16 protein-coding genes and 1 pseudogene are annotated in these 16974 nt (G+C 70.1%); 15 read left to right on the top strand and 2 right to left on the bottom strand.

What is annotated here, in order from left to right; all coding sequences use genetic code 11:
• Positions 1-9 precede the first annotated feature (9 nt).
• The 4 genes from ALMP_RS28510 (at position 10) to moaA (ending at position 5506) form a co-directional block, all read left to right on the top strand.
• The gene (locus ALMP_RS28510; RefSeq protein WP_264933429.1) at positions 10-990 is read left to right on the top strand and encodes a xanthine dehydrogenase family protein subunit M; all 981 of its coding nucleotides are present in this window, start codon (positions 10-12) and stop codon (positions 988-990) included.
• Positions 987-3200 (top strand): xanthine dehydrogenase family protein molybdopterin-binding subunit, encoded by a 2214-nt coding sequence (locus ALMP_RS28505; RefSeq protein ID WP_264933427.1) that lies wholly within the window; start codon positions 987-989, stop codon positions 3198-3200. The genes ALMP_RS28510 and ALMP_RS28505 overlap by 4 nt, the downstream gene beginning before the upstream one ends.
• A 135-nt stretch (positions 3201-3335) precedes the next feature.
• Positions 3336-4487 (top strand): XdhC family protein, encoded by a 1152-nt coding sequence (locus ALMP_RS28500; protein WP_264933425.1) that lies wholly within the window; start codon positions 3336-3338, stop codon positions 4485-4487.
• 29 nt (positions 4488-4516) lie between these two features.
• Positions 4517-5506 carry a GTP 3',8-cyclase MoaA gene (gene moaA / locus ALMP_RS28495; RefSeq protein WP_264933422.1) on the top strand — a complete coding sequence of 330 codons (990 nt, stop codon included), beginning with the start codon at positions 4517-4519 and terminating at the stop codon, positions 5504-5506.
• A gap of 175 nt (positions 5507-5681) precedes the next feature.
• On the opposite strand, the gene ALMP_RS28490 is transcribed toward moaA, so the two are convergent.
• On the bottom strand, positions 5682-6569 hold the full coding sequence (locus ALMP_RS28490; RefSeq protein ID WP_264933420.1) for a helix-turn-helix domain-containing protein: 888 nt from the start codon (positions 6567-6569) through the stop codon (positions 5682-5684).
• A gap of 137 nt (positions 6570-6706) precedes the next feature.
• On the opposite strand from ALMP_RS28490, the gene ALMP_RS28485 reads away from it, so the two are divergent.
• From ALMP_RS28485 to ALMP_RS28445, 9 genes and pseudogenes are all read left to right on the top strand, one after another.
• Positions 6707-7531: an SDR family oxidoreductase gene (locus ALMP_RS28485; protein ID WP_264933418.1), complete on the top strand. Its 825-nt coding sequence runs from the start codon at positions 6707-6709 to the stop codon at positions 7529-7531.
• Between the two features lie 403 nt (positions 7532-7934).
• The gene (locus ALMP_RS28480) at positions 7935-8558 is read left to right on the top strand and encodes a TetR/AcrR family transcriptional regulator (RefSeq protein ID WP_264933416.1); all 624 of its coding nucleotides are present in this window, start codon (positions 7935-7937) and stop codon (positions 8556-8558) included.
• Positions 8559-8674: 116 nt separating this feature from the next.
• Entirely contained in the window at positions 8675-8857 is a 183-nt protein-coding gene (locus tag ALMP_RS28475; protein WP_264933503.1) for a DUF4394 domain-containing protein, read from the top strand.
• Between the two features lie 1083 nt (positions 8858-9940).
• Positions 9941-10870 (top strand): nuclear transport factor 2 family protein, encoded by a 930-nt coding sequence (locus tag ALMP_RS28470; protein ID WP_264933415.1) that lies wholly within the window; start codon positions 9941-9943, stop codon positions 10868-10870.
• Positions 10871-11168: 298 nt separating this feature from the next.
• A pseudogene (locus ALMP_RS28465) lies at positions 11169-11543 on the top strand (transposase); the annotation flags it as partial.
• Positions 11544-11614: 71 nt separating this feature from the next.
• Positions 11615-11770, top strand: coding sequence for a hypothetical protein (locus ALMP_RS28460; protein WP_264933413.1), 156 nt, complete (start codon positions 11615-11617; stop codon positions 11768-11770).
• Between the two features lie 338 nt (positions 11771-12108).
• Positions 12109-12735: a TetR/AcrR family transcriptional regulator gene (locus tag ALMP_RS28455; protein ID WP_264933411.1), complete on the top strand. Its 627-nt coding sequence runs from the start codon at positions 12109-12111 to the stop codon at positions 12733-12735.
• A gap of 87 nt (positions 12736-12822) precedes the next feature.
• Complete coding sequence (locus ALMP_RS28450; protein ID WP_264933409.1) at positions 12823-14160, top strand: FAD-binding protein; 1338 nt, start codon at positions 12823-12825, stop codon at positions 14158-14160.
• A gap of 89 nt (positions 14161-14249) precedes the next feature.
• On the top strand, positions 14250-15647 hold the full coding sequence (locus ALMP_RS28445; RefSeq protein WP_264933408.1) for a carotenoid oxygenase family protein: 1398 nt from the start codon (positions 14250-14252) through the stop codon (positions 15645-15647).
• Positions 15648-15698: 51 nt separating this feature from the next.
• Here the strand turns inward: ALMP_RS28445 and ALMP_RS28440 are convergent, their stop codons facing one another.
• Entirely contained in the window at positions 15699-15950 is a 252-nt protein-coding gene (locus tag ALMP_RS28440; RefSeq protein ID WP_264933407.1) for a thiamine pyrophosphate-dependent enzyme, read from the bottom strand.
• Here ALMP_RS28440 and ALMP_RS28435 point away from each other — a divergent pair.
• Together ALMP_RS28435 and ALMP_RS28430 are read left to right on the top strand one after the other, a co-directional pair.
• On the top strand, positions 15949-16188 hold the full coding sequence (locus ALMP_RS28435; RefSeq protein WP_264933406.1) for an integrase core domain-containing protein: 240 nt from the start codon (positions 15949-15951) through the stop codon (positions 16186-16188). The genes ALMP_RS28440 and ALMP_RS28435 overlap by 2 nt on opposite strands.
• 508 nt (positions 16189-16696) lie before the next feature.
• Positions 16697-16894: a hypothetical protein gene (locus ALMP_RS28430; protein ID WP_264933405.1), complete on the top strand. Its 198-nt coding sequence runs from the start codon at positions 16697-16699 to the stop codon at positions 16892-16894.
• Positions 16895-16974 lie beyond the last annotated feature (80 nt).

Raw genomic sequence — 16974 nt, 5'->3', positions numbered from 1 at the left:
ACGGTCCCCATGCATCCCTTCTCCTACACCAGGGCCGCCGACACCCGTCAAGCCCTCGACGCGGGCCGTGACGGCGGCCGTTACATCGCCGGCGGCACCACACTGGTGGACCTGATGCGCGAGACCGTCGAACGCCCTCGCACGCTGGTCGACATCAGCGGCCTTCCGCTGCGCGAGATCGTGGTCACCCGGCGCGGGGGCCTGCGCATCGGCGCGCTGGTGCGGATGTCCGAGGCCGCCGCCCACCGCGGGGTGCGCGCTCTGTTTCCGGTGATCTCGCAGGCGCTGGAGCTGAGCGCGTCGGCGCAGCTGCGCAACATGGCGACCATCGGCGGCAACATCATGCAGCGCACCCGGTGCACGTACTTCCGCGATGTGACGGCCGACTGCAACAAGCGCGAGCCGGGCTCGGGTTGCGCGGCCCTGCACGGCGTCAACCGCACCCACGCCATCCTCGGCACCTCCGACGACTGCGTGGCCGCCCACCCCTCCGATGTCGCCGTGGCCTTCGCCGCCCTGGAGGCGACCGTGGTCCTGCTGGGGCCGGACGGTGAGCGGACCGTGCCCTTCGCGAACTTCCTGCTCAAGCCGGGCAGCACACCCAACCGTGAACAGGCCCTCCGCCGGGGTGAGTTGATCACCGCGGTCGAGATTCCGGCCCTTCCGCGTCCGCTGAAGTCGGGTTACCTGAAGGTGCGCGACCGGCAGTCGTACGAGTTCGCGCTCACCTCGGCGGCCGTCGCCCTGCACATCAGCGGCGGGGTGATCCGCCAGGCGAAGGTGGCCGCCGGAGGCGTGGGCACCGTGCCCTGGAAGCTCGCCGCCGTCGAGCGGCAGCTGATCGGGCGGCGGCCGTCCGACGCTCTGTGGAGCAAGGCCGCCGAGCGGGCGGCGGACGGGGCCCGGCCCCTCCAGCACAACCGCTTCAAGGTCGAGTTGCTCAAACGGACCGTCGAGCGCCAACTGCGCGTCGTAGGAGGTGGCAAGTGAGCCAGCAGCCCCAGGCAGCCGTCGGAGCGCCGCTGTCCCGGGTGGACGGCCGGCTGAAGGTGACCGGCCAGGCCAAGTACACCGCCGACCACGACATCGACGGAGCCGTCCACGCGGTCATCGTCGACAGCAGCGTCGGCCGCGGACGGATCACCGGCATCGACACCCGCGCCGCCGACGCCCAGCCCGGCGTCCTGGGCGTCATCAGCCACCTCGACAAACCCGCACTGGCCTACCGCGACAACCCGGGCGCCTGGCTGGACCCCTTCGTCGGTGAACGGCTGCACGTCTTCCAGGACGACAGGGTCCGCTTCCTGGGGCAGCCCGTCGCCGTGGTCGTCGCCCGCACGCTGGAGGCCGCACAGCACGCCGCGGACCTGGTGAAGGTCTCCTACGACGCCGAGAAGCCGTCGACCGACATGGCGGCATCCGGGGTCCGGGAGAACGACCCCCTGCCGCCGCAGAACTACGTGCGCGGCAACCCCGAAGACGCACTGGCGTCGGCGGAGGTCAAACTAGAGGGCACCTACCGGCTCACCCGTAACCACCACAACGCGCTGGAGCCGCACGCCACCATCGCCCGCTGGGACGGCGACAAGCTCACCGTGTGGGACAAGACCCAGTGGACGGTGGGCGCGCGGGACGAACTCGCCGCCGTGTTCGGCATCCCATCGGAGAACGTGCGCGTCATCTCGCCGTTCGTCGGCGGCGCGTTCGGCAACGCGCTGCGTACCTGGCCGCACACCACCATCGCGGCCCTCGCCGCCCGCCAGATCCGCCGCCCGGTCAAACTGGTCCTGACCCGCGAGCAGCTGTACTACGGGGTGGGCTACCGGCCCGCCTACGAGTACGGGCTGCGTCTGGGCAGCACCCGAGGCGGACGCCTGACCGCGGCGGTCCACCGGATACGGGCCGAGACGTCCTCGTACGAGCATTACGTCGAGGGCGTGATGAACCCGGGGCAGATGCTCTACACCACGCCCCACGTCCGCCAGGCGTATCGGACCGTGCCGCTGGACGTGAACACACCGACGTTCATGCGGGGTCCCGGCTGGTCCAGCGCCGCCTTCGCCATCGAGTCGGCCATGGACGAACTCGCCCACGAGACCGGCATCGACCCGATCGAGCTGCGGCTGCGCAACGAACCGCAGGAGGACCCTGCCAACGGGCTGCCCTGGTCCACCCGGCGCCTGAGCGAGTGCCTGCGGACCGGAGCCCGCGAGTTCGGCTGGCACCGGCGCAACCCCAAGCCCCGCTCCCGGCGGGACGGCGACTGGCTGATCGGCATGGGCATGGCCAGCGGTATCTACGACACCCTGCGCATGCGGTCCGAGGCACGGGTCAGGCTGGACGCCGACGGCACGGCCCTGGTCCAGGCGTCGACCAGCGACATGGGCCCCGGCACCTACACCTCCATGACGCAGCTCGCCGCCGACGCTCTCGGCCTGACCATGCGCACGGTCCGCTTCGAACTCGGCGATTCCACCTTCCCGGCGGCCCCGCCGCACGGCGGATCGCAGACCATGGCCGGCGTCGGCTCCGCCGTCCAGGACGGCTGCGACAAGCTGCGACAGGAGGCGATCAAACTTGCCGTCGAGGACGAGCGGTCACCGCTGCACGGCGTCGACGCCGCCGACATCGTGGTCCGCGGCGGCCGGCTGCACGTCAAGGGCGCCCCCGCGCGCGGGGAGACCTACCGGCAACTGCTGGCCCGTAACAGCCGTACGCGCCTGGAGACGCGCGGGATCTTCACCCCGAGCGGCGACGACCGGTACTCCATGAACGCCTACGGCGTGACGTTCGCCGAGGTGGCCGTCGACCGGCGGCTGGGCCTGGTGCGGATGCGGCGGATGCTGGGCGTCTACGACGTCGGGCGGATCATCAGCCCCAAGCTCGCCGACAGCCAGGCCCTCGGCGCCATGGTGGGTGGCATCGGGCAGGCCCTGCTGGAGCACACGGCCACCGACCACCGCGACGGCCGGATCGTCAACGCCAACCTCGCCGACTACCTCGTCCCCGTCAACGCCGACGTCCCCGACCTCAAGGCGATCTATCTGGACGGGGAGGACCTCCACGCCGACCCCATCGGTGTCAAGGGCCTCGGCGAGATCGTGAAGGTCGGGGTCGCGCCCGCCATCGCGAACGCGGTCTTCAACGCCACCGGCCGTCGCGTCCGCGACCTGCCCATCACCGCCGAAGCCCTGCTCTGAACCCCGGGCGGCAGGGGCCCCTCCCGCCACCCGGGCGGGCCCCGAGAGCGTCCCACTGATCGGCCCGCCGCCGTGCCTCCGATCCCCCATCCGGCGCGGCGGCGGGCTTCCCAACCTCCCCCAGGAGAGCCACTCATGCTGAACATCGCGGACACGCTGTACCGCTGGTGCCGCGAGGCCCGCCCCTTCGCCCTGGCCACCGTCATCCAGGTCAGCGGCAGCGCACCCCTGCCACCCGGCACCGCACTGGCCGTGGGCACGGACGGCGAGGCGGTCGGCAGCATCTCCGGAGGATGCGTGGAAGGCGCCGTCTACGAGCTGTGCCAACAGGTCCTGGAGACGGGCGAACCCCCGATACGGGCCTCGTTCGGCTACTCCGACGACGACGCCTTCGCCGTGGGCCTGACCTGCGGCGGGGAGCTGGAGATCCTGGTACAGCGGGTCGACCCCGCCGACCAGCCCCACCTCACCACCACCCTGGAACAGGTGTCGGCCGGTGTGCCCGTCGCCGTGGCACAGGTGATCGGCGGGCCGCAGCGCCTTCTCGGCCGCACCCTGGCCGTTTTCGGGGGCGGCAGCGCGTACGACGGGACACTGGGCAGCCGGCAGGCGGACCGGGCGGCGGCCAACCAGGTCCGCGCGCTGCTTCGGGCGGGCCGGACCGCCCGCGTCGAGGTCGGCGGGGACGCCGACACCTGCCCGGAGAAGCTGACGCTCCTGGTCCACACCCAGGCGGCGCCGCCCCGCATGCTGATCTTCGGCGCCGTCGACTTCGCCGCCGCCCTCAGCCAGGCCGGACGCTTCCTCGGCTACCACGTCACCGTCTGCGACGCCCGCCCCGTCTTCGCCACCACTCAGCGCTTCCCACACGCCGACGAGGTCGTCGTCGACTGGCCCCACCGCTACCTGGAGGCCACGGAAGTCGACGCCCGCACCGCGATCTGCGTCCTCACCCACGACGCCAAGTTCGACATCCCCCTGCTGCGCCTGGCCCTCACCCTCCCCGTCGGCTACATCGGCGCGATGGGCTCCCGGCGCACCCACGAACACCGCCTGGAACGTCTGCGTGAGACCGGCGTGCCTGAAGAGCACCTCGCGCTCCTGCACTCGCCGATCGGACTCGACCTCGGCGCCCACACCCTCGAAGAGACAGCGATCTCCATCACCGCCGAGCTCATCGCCCGCGTCAACAACGGCACCGGCCTGCCCTTGTCCCGCGTCCCCGGCCCCATCCACGGGTCCGTCCCGGTGGCCCCGATGTCACCGGCCTCGCTCCTGGCCGCATGACGGCGCGACATGCAGGGAGGAGAGGCCCCGTGCTCATCGACACCCACGGCCGGGTGGCCACCGACCTGAGGGTCTCGCTGACCGACCGCTGCAATCTGCGGTGTACGTACTGCATGCCCGAGGAGGGCCTGCAGTGGCTGGCCAAGCCCGACCTGCTCACCGATGACGAGATCGTCCGCCTCGTCGGCATCGCGGTCCGTGTCCTCGGCGTCACAGAGGTCCGTTTCACTGGCGGCGAGCCGCTGCTGCGCCCCGGCCTGGTCGGCATCGTGGAGCGGGTCGCCGCCCTCGACCCGCGCCCCCAGATGTCCCTGACCACCAAGGGCATCGGCCTGGGGCGCACCGCGGCCGCCCTGAAGGCGGCGGGCCTGGCCCGGGTCAACGTCTCCCTGGACACCCTCCGCCCCGACGCCTTCAAGGCCCTCACGAGCCGCGACCGCCACAAGGACGTCCTCGAGGGCCTGCACGCCGCCCGCGAGGCGGGCCTGACCCCGGTGAAGGTCAACTCGGTCCTGATGCCGGGCCTCAACGATGACGAGGCCCCGGACCTCCTCGCCTGGGCGGTCGAGCACGGCTACGAACTCCGCTTCATCGAGCAAATGCCCTTGGACGCCCAGCACGGCTGGAAGCGCGGCGGCATGATCACCGCGGGCGACATCCTGACCTCCCTCCGCACCCGCTTCGACCTGACCCCCGAGGGCGAGGAGAAGCGCGGCTCCGCCCCGGCCGAGCGCTGGCTCGTGAACGGCGGCCCGCACCGCGTCGGCGTGATCGCCTCGGTCACCCGCCCCTTCTGCGCGGCCTGCGACCGCACCCGTCTCACGGCCGACGGCCAGGTCCGCACCTGCCTGTTCGCCCGCGAGGAGACCGACCTGCGTGCCGTGCTCCGCTCAGGCGCTCCCGACGAGGAGATCGCCCGGATCTGGCGTGCTGCGATGTGGGGCAAGAAGGCCGGTTCGGGCCTGGACGATCCCTCGTTCGTACGGCCGGAGAGGCCGATGTCGGCCATCGGGGGCTGACCCGGTGGCAGCCCACGAGCACCCCCGTGAGCAGGCGCACCCGCAACCGGGCAGGCTGATCGCGACACGACGGACACCGCTCTGCCTGGACGAGGTGTTCCAGGCCGTCGGCGCCGCAGCAGATGCCGGCGGGTCGGCGCATAGCGCCGTCATCGGCTCCGGCCGGCTCCGCGTCTCAGCGCAGCCGATCCATCTCCCAACTGGCCAGCATCCGCAGAGCATCCTCCGAGCGGGAGCCCGGCTCGGCGTGGTAGGTCATCAGCCGCATCGGGGCGCCACCGGGCAGTGCCATGGGTTCGTGGACAAGGTCGAACTCTCCCACCAGCGGGTGCCGCATCCGCACGGTCTCGCCGACGGTCCCGCAGCTCACCTCATGCCGTGCCCACAACTGCCGGAACTCCTCGCTTTTCTGCGACAACTCCTCGATCAGGGAAGAGAAGTAGGAATCCCCGGGGCTTTTGCCGGCGTTCATGCGCACAACGCCGGCGATTCTCAGCGCCGTGCGGCCCGGGTCGGCGAACCGGTCGCGCATCTCGGGCGACAGGAAGAACAGCCGGGCCACGTTGCGCTCCTCGGGCGGCAGCAGGGCCCAGTCCCCGAAGACGGCGGTGGCGAGCCGGTTCCATCCCAGGATGTCGAGGCCCCGGCCGACGACGTAGGCGGGCACGCTGATCGTGTCGAGGAGGTGCTGGATGGTGGGCCGCAGCCGCTGCGGCGGGGGCGCGGCCTGCGTCGTCCTCTGCCGCTCGGGCTGGGCCAGCCGGATCAGATGGTCACGTTCCTCCTCGTTCAGGCGCAGGACGCCGGCGACGGCGTCCAGCACCTCGGCCGACATGGTTTCGCCGTGTCCCTGCTCCAGGCGTGCGTAGTAGGCGTACGACACCCCCGCCAACTGCGCCAGTTCCTCGCGCCGCAACCCGGGAACCCGCCGCCGCCCGTGCGAGAGCATGCCCACGTCCTCGGGCCCGAGCCGGGCCCTGCGAGAACGCAGGAACTCTCTCAGCTCGCTACGCCGGTCGAGTCCTGACGTCACTTGGTCACCGGCCGCCACATGTGAAGACATCTCTGTCCTCCAGTTGTCCAACGTGCCTCGCTGATGCGGGGCAGCGTACAGCATCGACTCTGCAACTCATCTTGATACTCAGTATCAGCTAGATGTAGAGTCGCTTTATAAGACTTCACTTCGTCAGGAGCATTCTCGTGAGCAAGATCTGGTTCATCACCGGCTCATCCCGCGGCTTCGGCCGCCAGTTCGCCCAGGCGGCCCTTGAACGCGGCGACAAGGTCGCGGCCACCGCCCGCGACACCGACTCCCTCGCGGACCTGGTGGCCGCCCACGGCGAGGCGATCCTTCCCCTGCCCCTGGACGTCACCGACAAGGCCGCCGCCACCGAAGCCGTCAAGCGGGCGCACGAGCACTTCGGCCGCCTCGACGTCGTCGTCAACAACGCCGGCTACGGCCTGTTCGGCGCGGTCGAGGAGCTGACGGAGCAGCAGGTCCGCGACCAGATGGAGACCAACTTCTACGGCGCCCTGTGGGTCACCCAGGCCGCCCTGCCTCTCCTGCGGGCCCAGGGCAGTGGCCACCTCGTGCAGATCTCCAGCGTCGGCGGTGTCACCGCTTTCCCCAACCTCGGTATTTACAACGCCTCCAAGTGGGCCCTGGAGGCCTTCAGCGAAGCTCTCGCCCAGGAGGTCGCCGGATTCGGCATCAAGGTCACCCTCGTCGAGCCCGGCGGCTTCGCCACCGACTGGGCCGGCTCCTCCGCCACCCTCGCCGAGCAACTGCCCGCCTACGACGACCTGCGCGCGGCCGCCGCCGCCAACTGGCGCACCATCGAGCGCGGTGATCCCACCGCCACCGGTGCGGCCCTGCTGAAGATCGTGGACGCCGACAACCCGCCCCTGCGGGTCTTCTTCGGCACCTCCCCACTCCACCTCGTCCCGCACGTCTACGCCGAGCGGCTGAAGACCTGGGAGGAGTGGGCCGACGTCGCCACGCAGGCCCAGGGCGACGCCGCGTAACCGCACGCCGGCAGGGCTGGATCAGGGCCGGCGGGCGTGCGGCAGTTCCCAGCGGGCGACCGCGTGCTCGCCGACCGCGGTGTTGAAGTGGACAGACCTGCTCGCGGTTTCACGGCAAGGCCCGGGTTGCCGGGCGGGTGTCCGCCCGTTTCGCGGCCCGGTGGCCGATTGCTCAGAGGAGCGGCTTCACGTGGCCGTCCATGCTCTGCCGCCACGGGAGGAGGTGCGGAGTCGGCGATGACCAGGACCAGGACCAGCCGGGCGAGAGGACAGCCGGGCCACAGCGGCTGGGCTTTCGCCCGCCCCGACAGGGACGATGCTTCCGTCGGTGGCGGGGGCCGGATGGGATGCCGCTCCAGTCTGACACTCGGTATCAAATTGAGTCCTACTGTACCCTTCTTGTATGTCTGAAATCGCCCGTACCGCCGACCAGCCCGCCCGCAAGCCGCCCGGCTTGCGTGAACGCATGCGTGCGACGGTTCGGGCGGAAGTGGTCGAGGTGGCGCACCGGCTCTTCACCGAGCAGGGTTTCGACCGGACGACGGTCGACCAGATCGCCGCCGAGGTGGGCCTGTCACGCGCCAGTCTCTTCCGGTACTTCGGCACCAAGGAAGAAATCGTCCTGGGACGCCTTGAAGAATCCGGCCGCCAGATCGCGGAGGCGCTCGCCGCCCGCCCCGACGGCGAACAGCCGTGGGAGGCACTGCGCCGGGCGTTCGACGTCCTGATGCGGATGAACGAGGCAGCGCCCGAGCAGGCACTCAGCTATCTGCGCATGCTCCAGGAGACCCCGTCGCTGCGCGCCCGGCACTACGAGAAGCAACTGAGCTGGCAGGAGTTGCTGGTGCCTGAGGTCGCTCGACGGCTGGGGGTCAGCCCTGACCGGCCCGAGGACACCAGGCCGAGTGCGCTGGCCGCTGCCGCGCTCGCCTGCCTGGACGTGGCCGCCACGGGGTGGGTGGCCTGTGAGGGTACTGTCCCGCTGGCCGTGCTGCTCGACAGGGCGATGAGCGCGTTGAGGGAGTAGCCACGATCCTGCCGCCCGCATTTCTGTATGCAGGCCAGCGGGTCCATCCGCCCAAGGTTCACCACCAGGGAGAAGCACGCCCGAGGCCTGCTCAATCCATCAGGCCGAACACACCGATGACTGTCGACTTCAACCCGGCCGCCGACCGGCTGCGCGTGATCAGCGACAACGGCGCCACCAGGCCCTCCCTCTACAGCATCAACCTCTTCACCGGCGAGGCCACGCTCGTGTCCGACGCCCTCGGCTCCAGGTTCCCCCTGAACATCACGGACCTGGCCATCTCCCTCACCGGCAGCTGAGCCCCTGCAGGTCACTCACTCGCCGCGGCCCGGCCGCTCCCGGGCCGCGGCGAGCCCGAAACGTGGCCCTTCGGGCACACCCCCGGTCGGCACCCTGTCGCGGCCATTCCTGATCGGGCTGCCCTGGACAGCACACCTGGCACATCGATGCCGTGGAGCTGCCGGTCTCCGGCTACCCCCGCGGGCCAGGTGTCGGATGCATCGCGGGAGCCGTTCCGCGCTCCGCCCCGGATTGTTCGGCCGCCGCCGATCCCTCCAAGTGCTCCCGCAACGGCGGCCTCCCGGCAAACGCTCGCTCCCAAGGCTCGGCCGCTCGTCAGCCGCCAGAAGGGGGCCTCCACACCTCCGAGCCGACGGCGTGCCCATAGCGTGCCCATAAGACCGGTGAACCACGGTCAACAACGGTGCGTCCCTGCGCTCCCCGGAGCTACACCAGCGCACGTATGCCCAGGTCAGAAGCTATCCGGCTGCCCAAGCGCCGTCGCTTCCCAAGCTGAGAGCGCGAGTTGCGCATTTAGTGTGACCTGCACCACTTGACGGTGGGGCGTGCGCGAAGTCGCTTTAGCAAAAAGCGACTTCGCAACGGCTTTACCCGATGGCCGCCGAGTGAGCCTCGTTGAGGTTCACTCGTCGAAAGCTCCGCCTTGGCCGGGGCCCCCACGTTGCCTTCCTCAACGCAGCGAGTCTCCTGGCACTGCCATCAGGGCGGCGTCGTTCAGGCGGTATGGCCGGGTTGATCATGCAATGCCAAGGGAGATGAGCGGGCGGTTGGTGTCGCGGGCGCCTCCCTGGCCCAGGGCCCTCTCCGGAGGCAGTCGCCTGGTGATCAACCCGGCCACCGTGCCCAAGGCCGCCGCTCCTGCGCAGGGGCGGCGGCCGCCGCGCGCCAAGGATGAGCCGGGCCGGCCTTGAGTGCCGTGCGTCCGAGCCGCTGGTACTCACGGCGTGCACGCCAGTCGCGCGGAGCGCGCTCCAGACAAGTAACTCACCCCTTGGGCCTCGACCTTGAAGCTAACTACTAGTTAGTGCTTTCCTTTGGTGAGTATCCACTTGAACTTTCAAGATTCCTGGAAAGAGAGCACTGTGCCCCCCACCACGCCCGCCCGCAGGACCCTCGTCGCCGCGTTCGCCGCGGCGGCCCTCGCCGTCCCCGTCGCCGCCACCCCCGCCATCGCGGCCACGCCGGGCGCCGCCGCGCACCACGCCGGGTACGACGACCAGGCGCGCCTCGCCTATCAGAAGTACGTCGCCGCCCGCGTCCTCAAGGGCGTGTTCGAGCAGGGCGACACGGAGGTCGTCGACCGTTACGTCCGCCCGGACTACATCCAGCACAACCCGCTCGCGCCCGATGGCGCCGAGACGCTGAAGAACCTCGGCAAGGCCGTCCATCAGCAGTTCCCGGACGCCGAGTACGGCATCAAGCGGGTCATCTCCGAGGGCGACCTGGTGCTGGTGCACTCGAACGTGGTGCTGACACCGGGCACGCGCGGTCAGGCCGTCTTCGACATCTTCCGCTTCCAGGGCGGGAAGATCGCCGAGCACTGGGACGTGGGGCAGGACGTACCGGAGTCCGCCAACGGGAATGACATGTTCTCCACGGTGAGTTGGCCGCAGACGGAGGAGCCGGGGGCGCCGTGGCTGACCGCGCGCAACGAGCGGCTCGTCACGCAGGCCTTCGACCAGCTGATCGTGCGCAAGGACCTGTCCGCCATCGACCGGTACTGGGGCTCCGAGTACCACCAGCACAACCCGAACATCGCGGATGGTGTGGAGGGCGCGAAGTCGGGGCTGGGCGCGTACTTCAAGGCGTTCCCACAGCTGAAGGTCACCCCGAAGCGGGTGATCGCCGAGGGTGACCTGGTCGCGGTGCACAGCCACTACGTGAACGCGCCGGGGGAGCGAGGGCAGGCGGTTGTGGATCTCTTCCGGGTGCGGGGCGGGAAGATCGTGGAGCACTGGGATGTGCTTCAGGGTGTGCCGGCCACGTCCGCGAATGACAACGGGATGTTCTAGCCTCGCGCTTTCACGAGGGGCCCTGTCCCAGGGCGGCGTCGTTCAGGTGGTGTGGCCGGGTTGATGGAGCCTCAGGAGTAGGCTGCGGGATGGGCGCCTGGGGCTGATACGGATGCAGGCACAGCTCTGGGTGATCATGAGGTGTCGAGTCCCTGATCACCACGAGGGAAGACCGTGCCTGCCCGTTCATCCTCGCCCATCCCGGGCCCTCTGGGCCAACTCATCGACGCCTCACCGGCCGCACCCAGTGACCTTCCCAGCCTGCTGACCTGCCTGGCTCAGGTGCCCGACCCTCGCCGACGTCACCCGGTTCACCGCCGTGATGGAGGCGATACGGGTCCCCCGGATCGGGCCCGGCCGGCCCCGGACCAGGCCCGACCACGTCATCGGCGACAAGGGCTACAGCTCGAAAGCCATACGCACCTGGCTGCGGCGCCGCGGCATCGCCCACACCATTCCCGAGCGGGCCGACCAGGTCCGCAACCGGGCCCGGCGCGGCAGCCGAGGTGGCCGTCCGCCGGCCTTCGACCGTGAGGTCTACAAGCGCCGCAACGTCGTGGAACGGTGCTTCAACCGCCTCAAGCAGTGGCGCGGCATCGCCACCCGGTACGACAAGACCGTCCAGTCTTACCAAGCAGCCGTCACCCTCGCATCGCTCCTGATGTGGGCGTGACACTTTGACGACAACTCCTAGTGGCCGGGCCCGGCGGCGGTAGCGTTTTGGCGTTCGCGCGCAGCCAGCGGATGGTGCGTCCCGAGCGGGACGTGCCCGACCACTTCCTCACGCCGCTCGTCGTAGGTCAGGAGGTCACCGTGTGCTTCTTCGCCTCCTACGAGCTGCGCGGCGACCGCATCGCGGCCTTCCGGCTCGCCTGGTGGCCGCCGGTCTCCTCCGACTGACCGGTGAGGCATCGCAGCCGGCCACCGTCGGTGCCGCCGACGACCACATCCGCCCGTTATCGGCGCGCAGGACCGCTCGGCCGGTAAGTGGCCCGCGCGCCCGCAGCAGGCGCTGTGCCGGTTCCCTGAGGTGCCGTTCGCGTCAGGCCCTCTCGCCTGCACGTGCCCGGCACCACAGGGCACCTGGTCGACCGGCCGTGGCTCACCCGGCTCAGGCGAGCCCTCGCAGTCCACCGAGCGGCCGGGCCGCCGGCGTCCGGTTCGTCACCGGCTCCCTTGACGGCGGCGGTAACACCGTCGCACACTGATAACAGTGTTACCAGCGACGGAGGACCAGCATGGCCGTAGAGGTGACGGCGTATCAGCGCGCCCTGCGCAGCGGGCAGGGCGCGCTGCGCAGGGCGTTCCTCGAGGCGGCCAGGCGTCTCCTGGTCGAGGAGGGACCGGGGGCGCTGACGCTGCGGCGTATCGCCGGCGACGTGGGCTGTACCACCAAGGTCGTGTACACGATGTTCGGCGGCAAGGACGGCCTGGCGGAGGCGTTGTTCACGGACGGCTTCGAACGGTTCCGGCAGCGACTGCTGCGCATTCCGGCTCAGGACGACCCGGTCGCCCACCTCCGCGCGCTGGGAGTGGCCTACCGGCAGAACGCGCTCGCCGTACCCGACTACTACCGGGTGATGTTCGAACAGACCATCCCCGGGTTCGTGCCGAGCGAGGAAGCCAGGGGACACAGTCGTGCCGTCTTCGAGATCCTGGTCCGGGCCGTGACCGCCTGCGTGACGTCCGGGCGGTTCTCCGCGGACAGCGACCCGGAACAGGTGGCCCACATGCTGTGGGCCACCCAGCACGGGGTGGTCAGCCTCGAACTCACGGGCTACCTGACCCACGAGGCCGCGGAGAGGCAGCATGCCGCCCTGCTCGACACGGTGATCGAGGCGCACTTGACCGACCACGTTTTCTGACGGCGGCCTTGCCGCCCGGCTCCCGCCCCTGCCCACGGGCAGGCGGTAACGCTGTTACCGCCTGCTGCTGCAGAAAGGAACCCGGCCATGCCGGAAGAACCCCGCCTGACCTTGCTGACGGACAAGGAGTCCACCGCCGCGGCGGCCGACGACTTCGGAAGGGTCGCCCCGACGCAGCCGCCGTATGCCGTGGTACGCCCTAGCGGCGCGGCGGACGTGGCCGAGGCGCTCCGGCTCGCCGCCTCCCTCTCCCTGCCCGTCGCCGTGCGCGGCCGCGGCCGGTCGGTGCACGGCCGGACCCTCGTCGCCGACGGCATCGTGATCGACATGTCCGCCCTGTCGACCGTCCACGAAGTGGGCGAGGACCGGGTCACCGTGGACGCGGGCGCCACCTGGTCCGCCGTGGTGGACGCGACCCTGGAACACGGCCTGACTCCCGCTGTGCTCACCGACTTCCTGAGTGTCTCCGTGGGCGGCACCCTTTCGTTCGCCGGCCTCGGCAGTGCCTCGCACCGCCACGGCGCGCAGACCGACCAGGTGCTGGAGCTCGAAGTGGTCACCGGGGACGGCCGGACACTCATCTGTTCCCGCGACCGTGAGCCCGAGCTGTTCCACGCGGTGCTGGGCGGCCTCGGCCAGGTCGGGGTCGTCACCAAGGTCACCCTGCGGCTGATTCCCGCCCCGCAGCGGGTCCGCCTGTACCAGACGGCGTTCGACTCGGCGGACGACCTCGTCACCGAGCAGGGGCGGCTCCTGCGCACCGGGGCCTTCGACCATCTGGAGGGATGGATCCCGCCGGGGCCCGACGGCTGGCTGTACGCCGTCGACGCGGCGGTCCAGTACGACCCCGCACGCCGACGCCCCGACGACGAGGCCCTGCTGGCCCTCCTGAACCGTCCTCGCGAGACCGTGCGGATCACCGACACGACCTACCGGAAGTTCCTCTACCGCTTGGGCGCGGAAGACACCTTCCCGTGCGTCACCACCGACGCACCGCACGCGCACCCCTGGTTCACCACCTTCCTGCCCCCGGGAGCCGTCACCGAGTACCTCGAACGGCTCACGGCGGAAGTCCCGCCGAGCGACATGGGCGCCATGGGCACGATCGAGGTGTACCCCATCTCCACCGAGCGGTTGACCACTCCCCTGTTCCGGGTGCCCGAGGGGGAACCGGTGGTGTTCATGGCCGCGTTCTTCCCCTGCGGCCCCGAAGACGATCCGGACTGGGCCCGGCGGACGGCCACCGCCAATCGCACCCGATCCGAGCGGGCCCGCGCCCTGGGCGGAACCGCCGACCCGGTCGGCGCCGTCGCCCGCACCGCCGAGGACTGGTCCGCCCATTTCGGCCCGCAGTGGCCGCGGCTGACCGCCGCCATGCGCCGGTACGACCCGGACGGAGTTCTCAGGCGTCTGCCCGTGTCCTGACCCGGCGCCCAGAACCGACCGATCACACCCGAGGGGTAACAGCGTTACCACCCTCGGGGTCCACCGGAACACGCCAAGGAGGCACCTTCATGAGCGATCCCGCAGCCGGCCCCAACCGTTATCTGCGCGGTGATTTCACCGCCGTGCGCGAAGAGGTCACGGCATTCGACCTCCCGGTCACCGGCACCATCCCGGCCGAACTGAACGGCCGCTATCTGCGCAACGGCCCGAACCCGATCGCCGTCGACGACGCCCGCTACCACCTGTTCCTCGGTGACGGCATGGTGCACGGCGTGCGCCTGCGCGACGGCCGGGCGGAGTGGTACCGCAACCGCTGGGTGCGCCAGAGCGCGGTCAACCGCATGCTCGGCGAACCACCGCGCAAGGCCACGGTCTACGGAGGCGTGGAGGTGGCCGCCAACACCCACGTCATCGGCCACGCGGGCAGGACGCTGGCCCTGGTCGAGGGCGGCACCCTGCCCTACGAACTCGGCCATGACCTCTCCACTCTGTCGACCTGTGACTTCGAGGGCACCCTGCCCGGGGGATTCACCGCCCACCCCAAGCTCGAACGCGCCACCGGTGAACTCCACGCCGTGGCCTACATGGCGGGCCTGCCCTACGTCACCTACCACGTGGTCGGCCCCGAGGGCCGGGTCACCCGCTCCGAGAACATCTCCGTGCCGTCAGGCGCGATGATGCACGACTTCGCCCTGACCCAGAACCACGTCCTCGTCTACGACCTGCCGGTCACCTTCAGCCGCGAGGCCGCCCTGCGCGGCGCGCCGGTTCCCTACGAGTGGAACGACGCGCACCAGGCCCGCATAGGGGTGATGCCGCGGGCGGGAACCGCGGCCGACGTGCGGTGGGTCGAGGTGGATCCCGTATGGATCTTCCACACGCTGAACGCTTACGACGACGGGGAGCGCGTGGTTCTGGACGTGGTCACCCACCCGAGGATGATGTCCAACGCCACCAGCTCCATCGAAGGCCACGGCACGCCCGCCCTGGACCGCTACACCCTCGACCCGGCCGCGGGGAAGGCCGCCGTGCAGCGCCTCGACGACCGGCCGCAGGAGTTCCCCCGGATCAACGACCGGCTGATCTCGCTGCCGTACCGCTACGGCTACACGGCGGCCACCACCGATCTGATGGAGTCCTTCGCCGGCATCCGTGAACTCGACCAACTCGGTGACGACGCGTTCTCCAACCGGATCATCAAACACGACCTGCACCGCGGCACCCAGGAGATCCGCACATTCGGCCGGGGGCAGGCCCTCGGCGAGCCGGTCTTCGTGCAGGCGGCAGGCGGCGTGGCCGAGGACGACGGTCACGTGCTGGCGTTCGCGCACAACCCCGAGCGCTCCGCCACGGACCTGGTCATCCTGTCCGCCCAGGACATCACAGGGGATCCCGTGGCCACCGTTCACCTGCCGGCCCGGGTCCCCCTCGGCTTCCACGGCAGCTGGATCCCCGACGCCGGCTGACAAGGAGCCCTGGGTCGGCGCCCGCTTCGGAGGGCCCGAGGCGGGCGCCGATCAGTCGTCCTGCGGGTAGGTCGTGAAGTAGTGCTCCCTGGTCTGCGCGAGCCGGGTGCGCGCGACGGCGAAGTCCAGGACGGCGGGGCGGCCGGCCGCGTTCTCCGCGAGGGCGCGCTTCAGGGCGTCAGGCACGGCGGCCGGGTCGTCGACGCGTTCGCCGTACGCGCCGCAGGCCTCGGCCAGGCGGGCGAAGTCGGGCTGGACGGCTCTCGGAGAGGCCTGTCGCCAGCTGAGCGTCTTCCAGTCCATGGGACGGGTCGGCTCGTGCTTCGACAATGCCGTCAGCGAGGCATTCAACAGCGTGCTGAAGGTCGAGTACGTCCACCGGCACGCCTTCGCCACACGCACCGAGGCCCGAATCCGGATCGCGACCTGGATCACCGACTTCTACAACAGCCGTCGGCTACACAGCGTGTGCGGCTTCAAGAGCCCGATCGACTACGAAAACGACTACTGGGTCAACCTCGGTGAGGGGCTGGCTGCATAGGAAGGTCTCCGCGATTCGAGGGGATTGACATCTGATGCCTACCCTCCACTCATGGTCGACATCGAGCTTCCGGAGCCCTTGGTCCGTCTGCAACTCGATGTCTACCTTGCTCGATTGAGGGTGATCGAGCATGTTCGTGCGCACGGGCCGGTAGCTGGGTGGAGTCCTGGCGTCCATGCCGAGGGAGCGAGACTGCAGCAGGCCTGCGAAGCGAGTGAGGCCGCACTTCAAAACGCAATCGTGGAGAGCGGCTTGGAACGGGAGCATGGCCGGCGCGCGGTTTGCCGGGCACTCATGGCAGCAGCCGCACTGCAGATGCCAGCCCAGCCCGGGACACGGGCAGACGTCACGTGAGTGTCTAACTGCGTGACAACAACGGCGGACGAGCGCGGACGTCTGGGGACTATCTGCACAGGTGAGAAGCACGCCAGCCCAAGGCAGCGCCCCCACCCAAGTTGCTTCGGGACGAAGAGGTCACCAGCACCTGGGTCAGCCATAGGGTGAGTGCGTGCGAAACGACCGACATGACGAGCCGCTCTCCGACGAGGAACTGGAACTGTTCCTCCAGTACCTTCACCGCTTCGCCCGGCACGACGTCGATCTGTTCACGCTCATGGAAGTGGGCAACCCTGAGTACCCGTGGTACCTGTCCCTGGCCCGGACGCCAGTACCCGGAACCGACCCTGCCGCCTACCGCCGTCCGTAGCCGCCCCAGGCGGTGTCGTCTGACATCCATGGCTGACATCAACGGCGCCGGACGCCAGCCACTTCGGGCAATCATCGACG

Source organism: Streptomyces sp. A012304 (assembly GCF_026008495.1).
GTDB lineage: Bacteria > Actinomycetota > Actinomycetes > Streptomycetales > Streptomycetaceae > Streptomyces.
The sequence above is the reverse complement of the archived record's forward strand: the minus strand, read 5'-3'. Positions and strand labels throughout refer to the sequence as shown.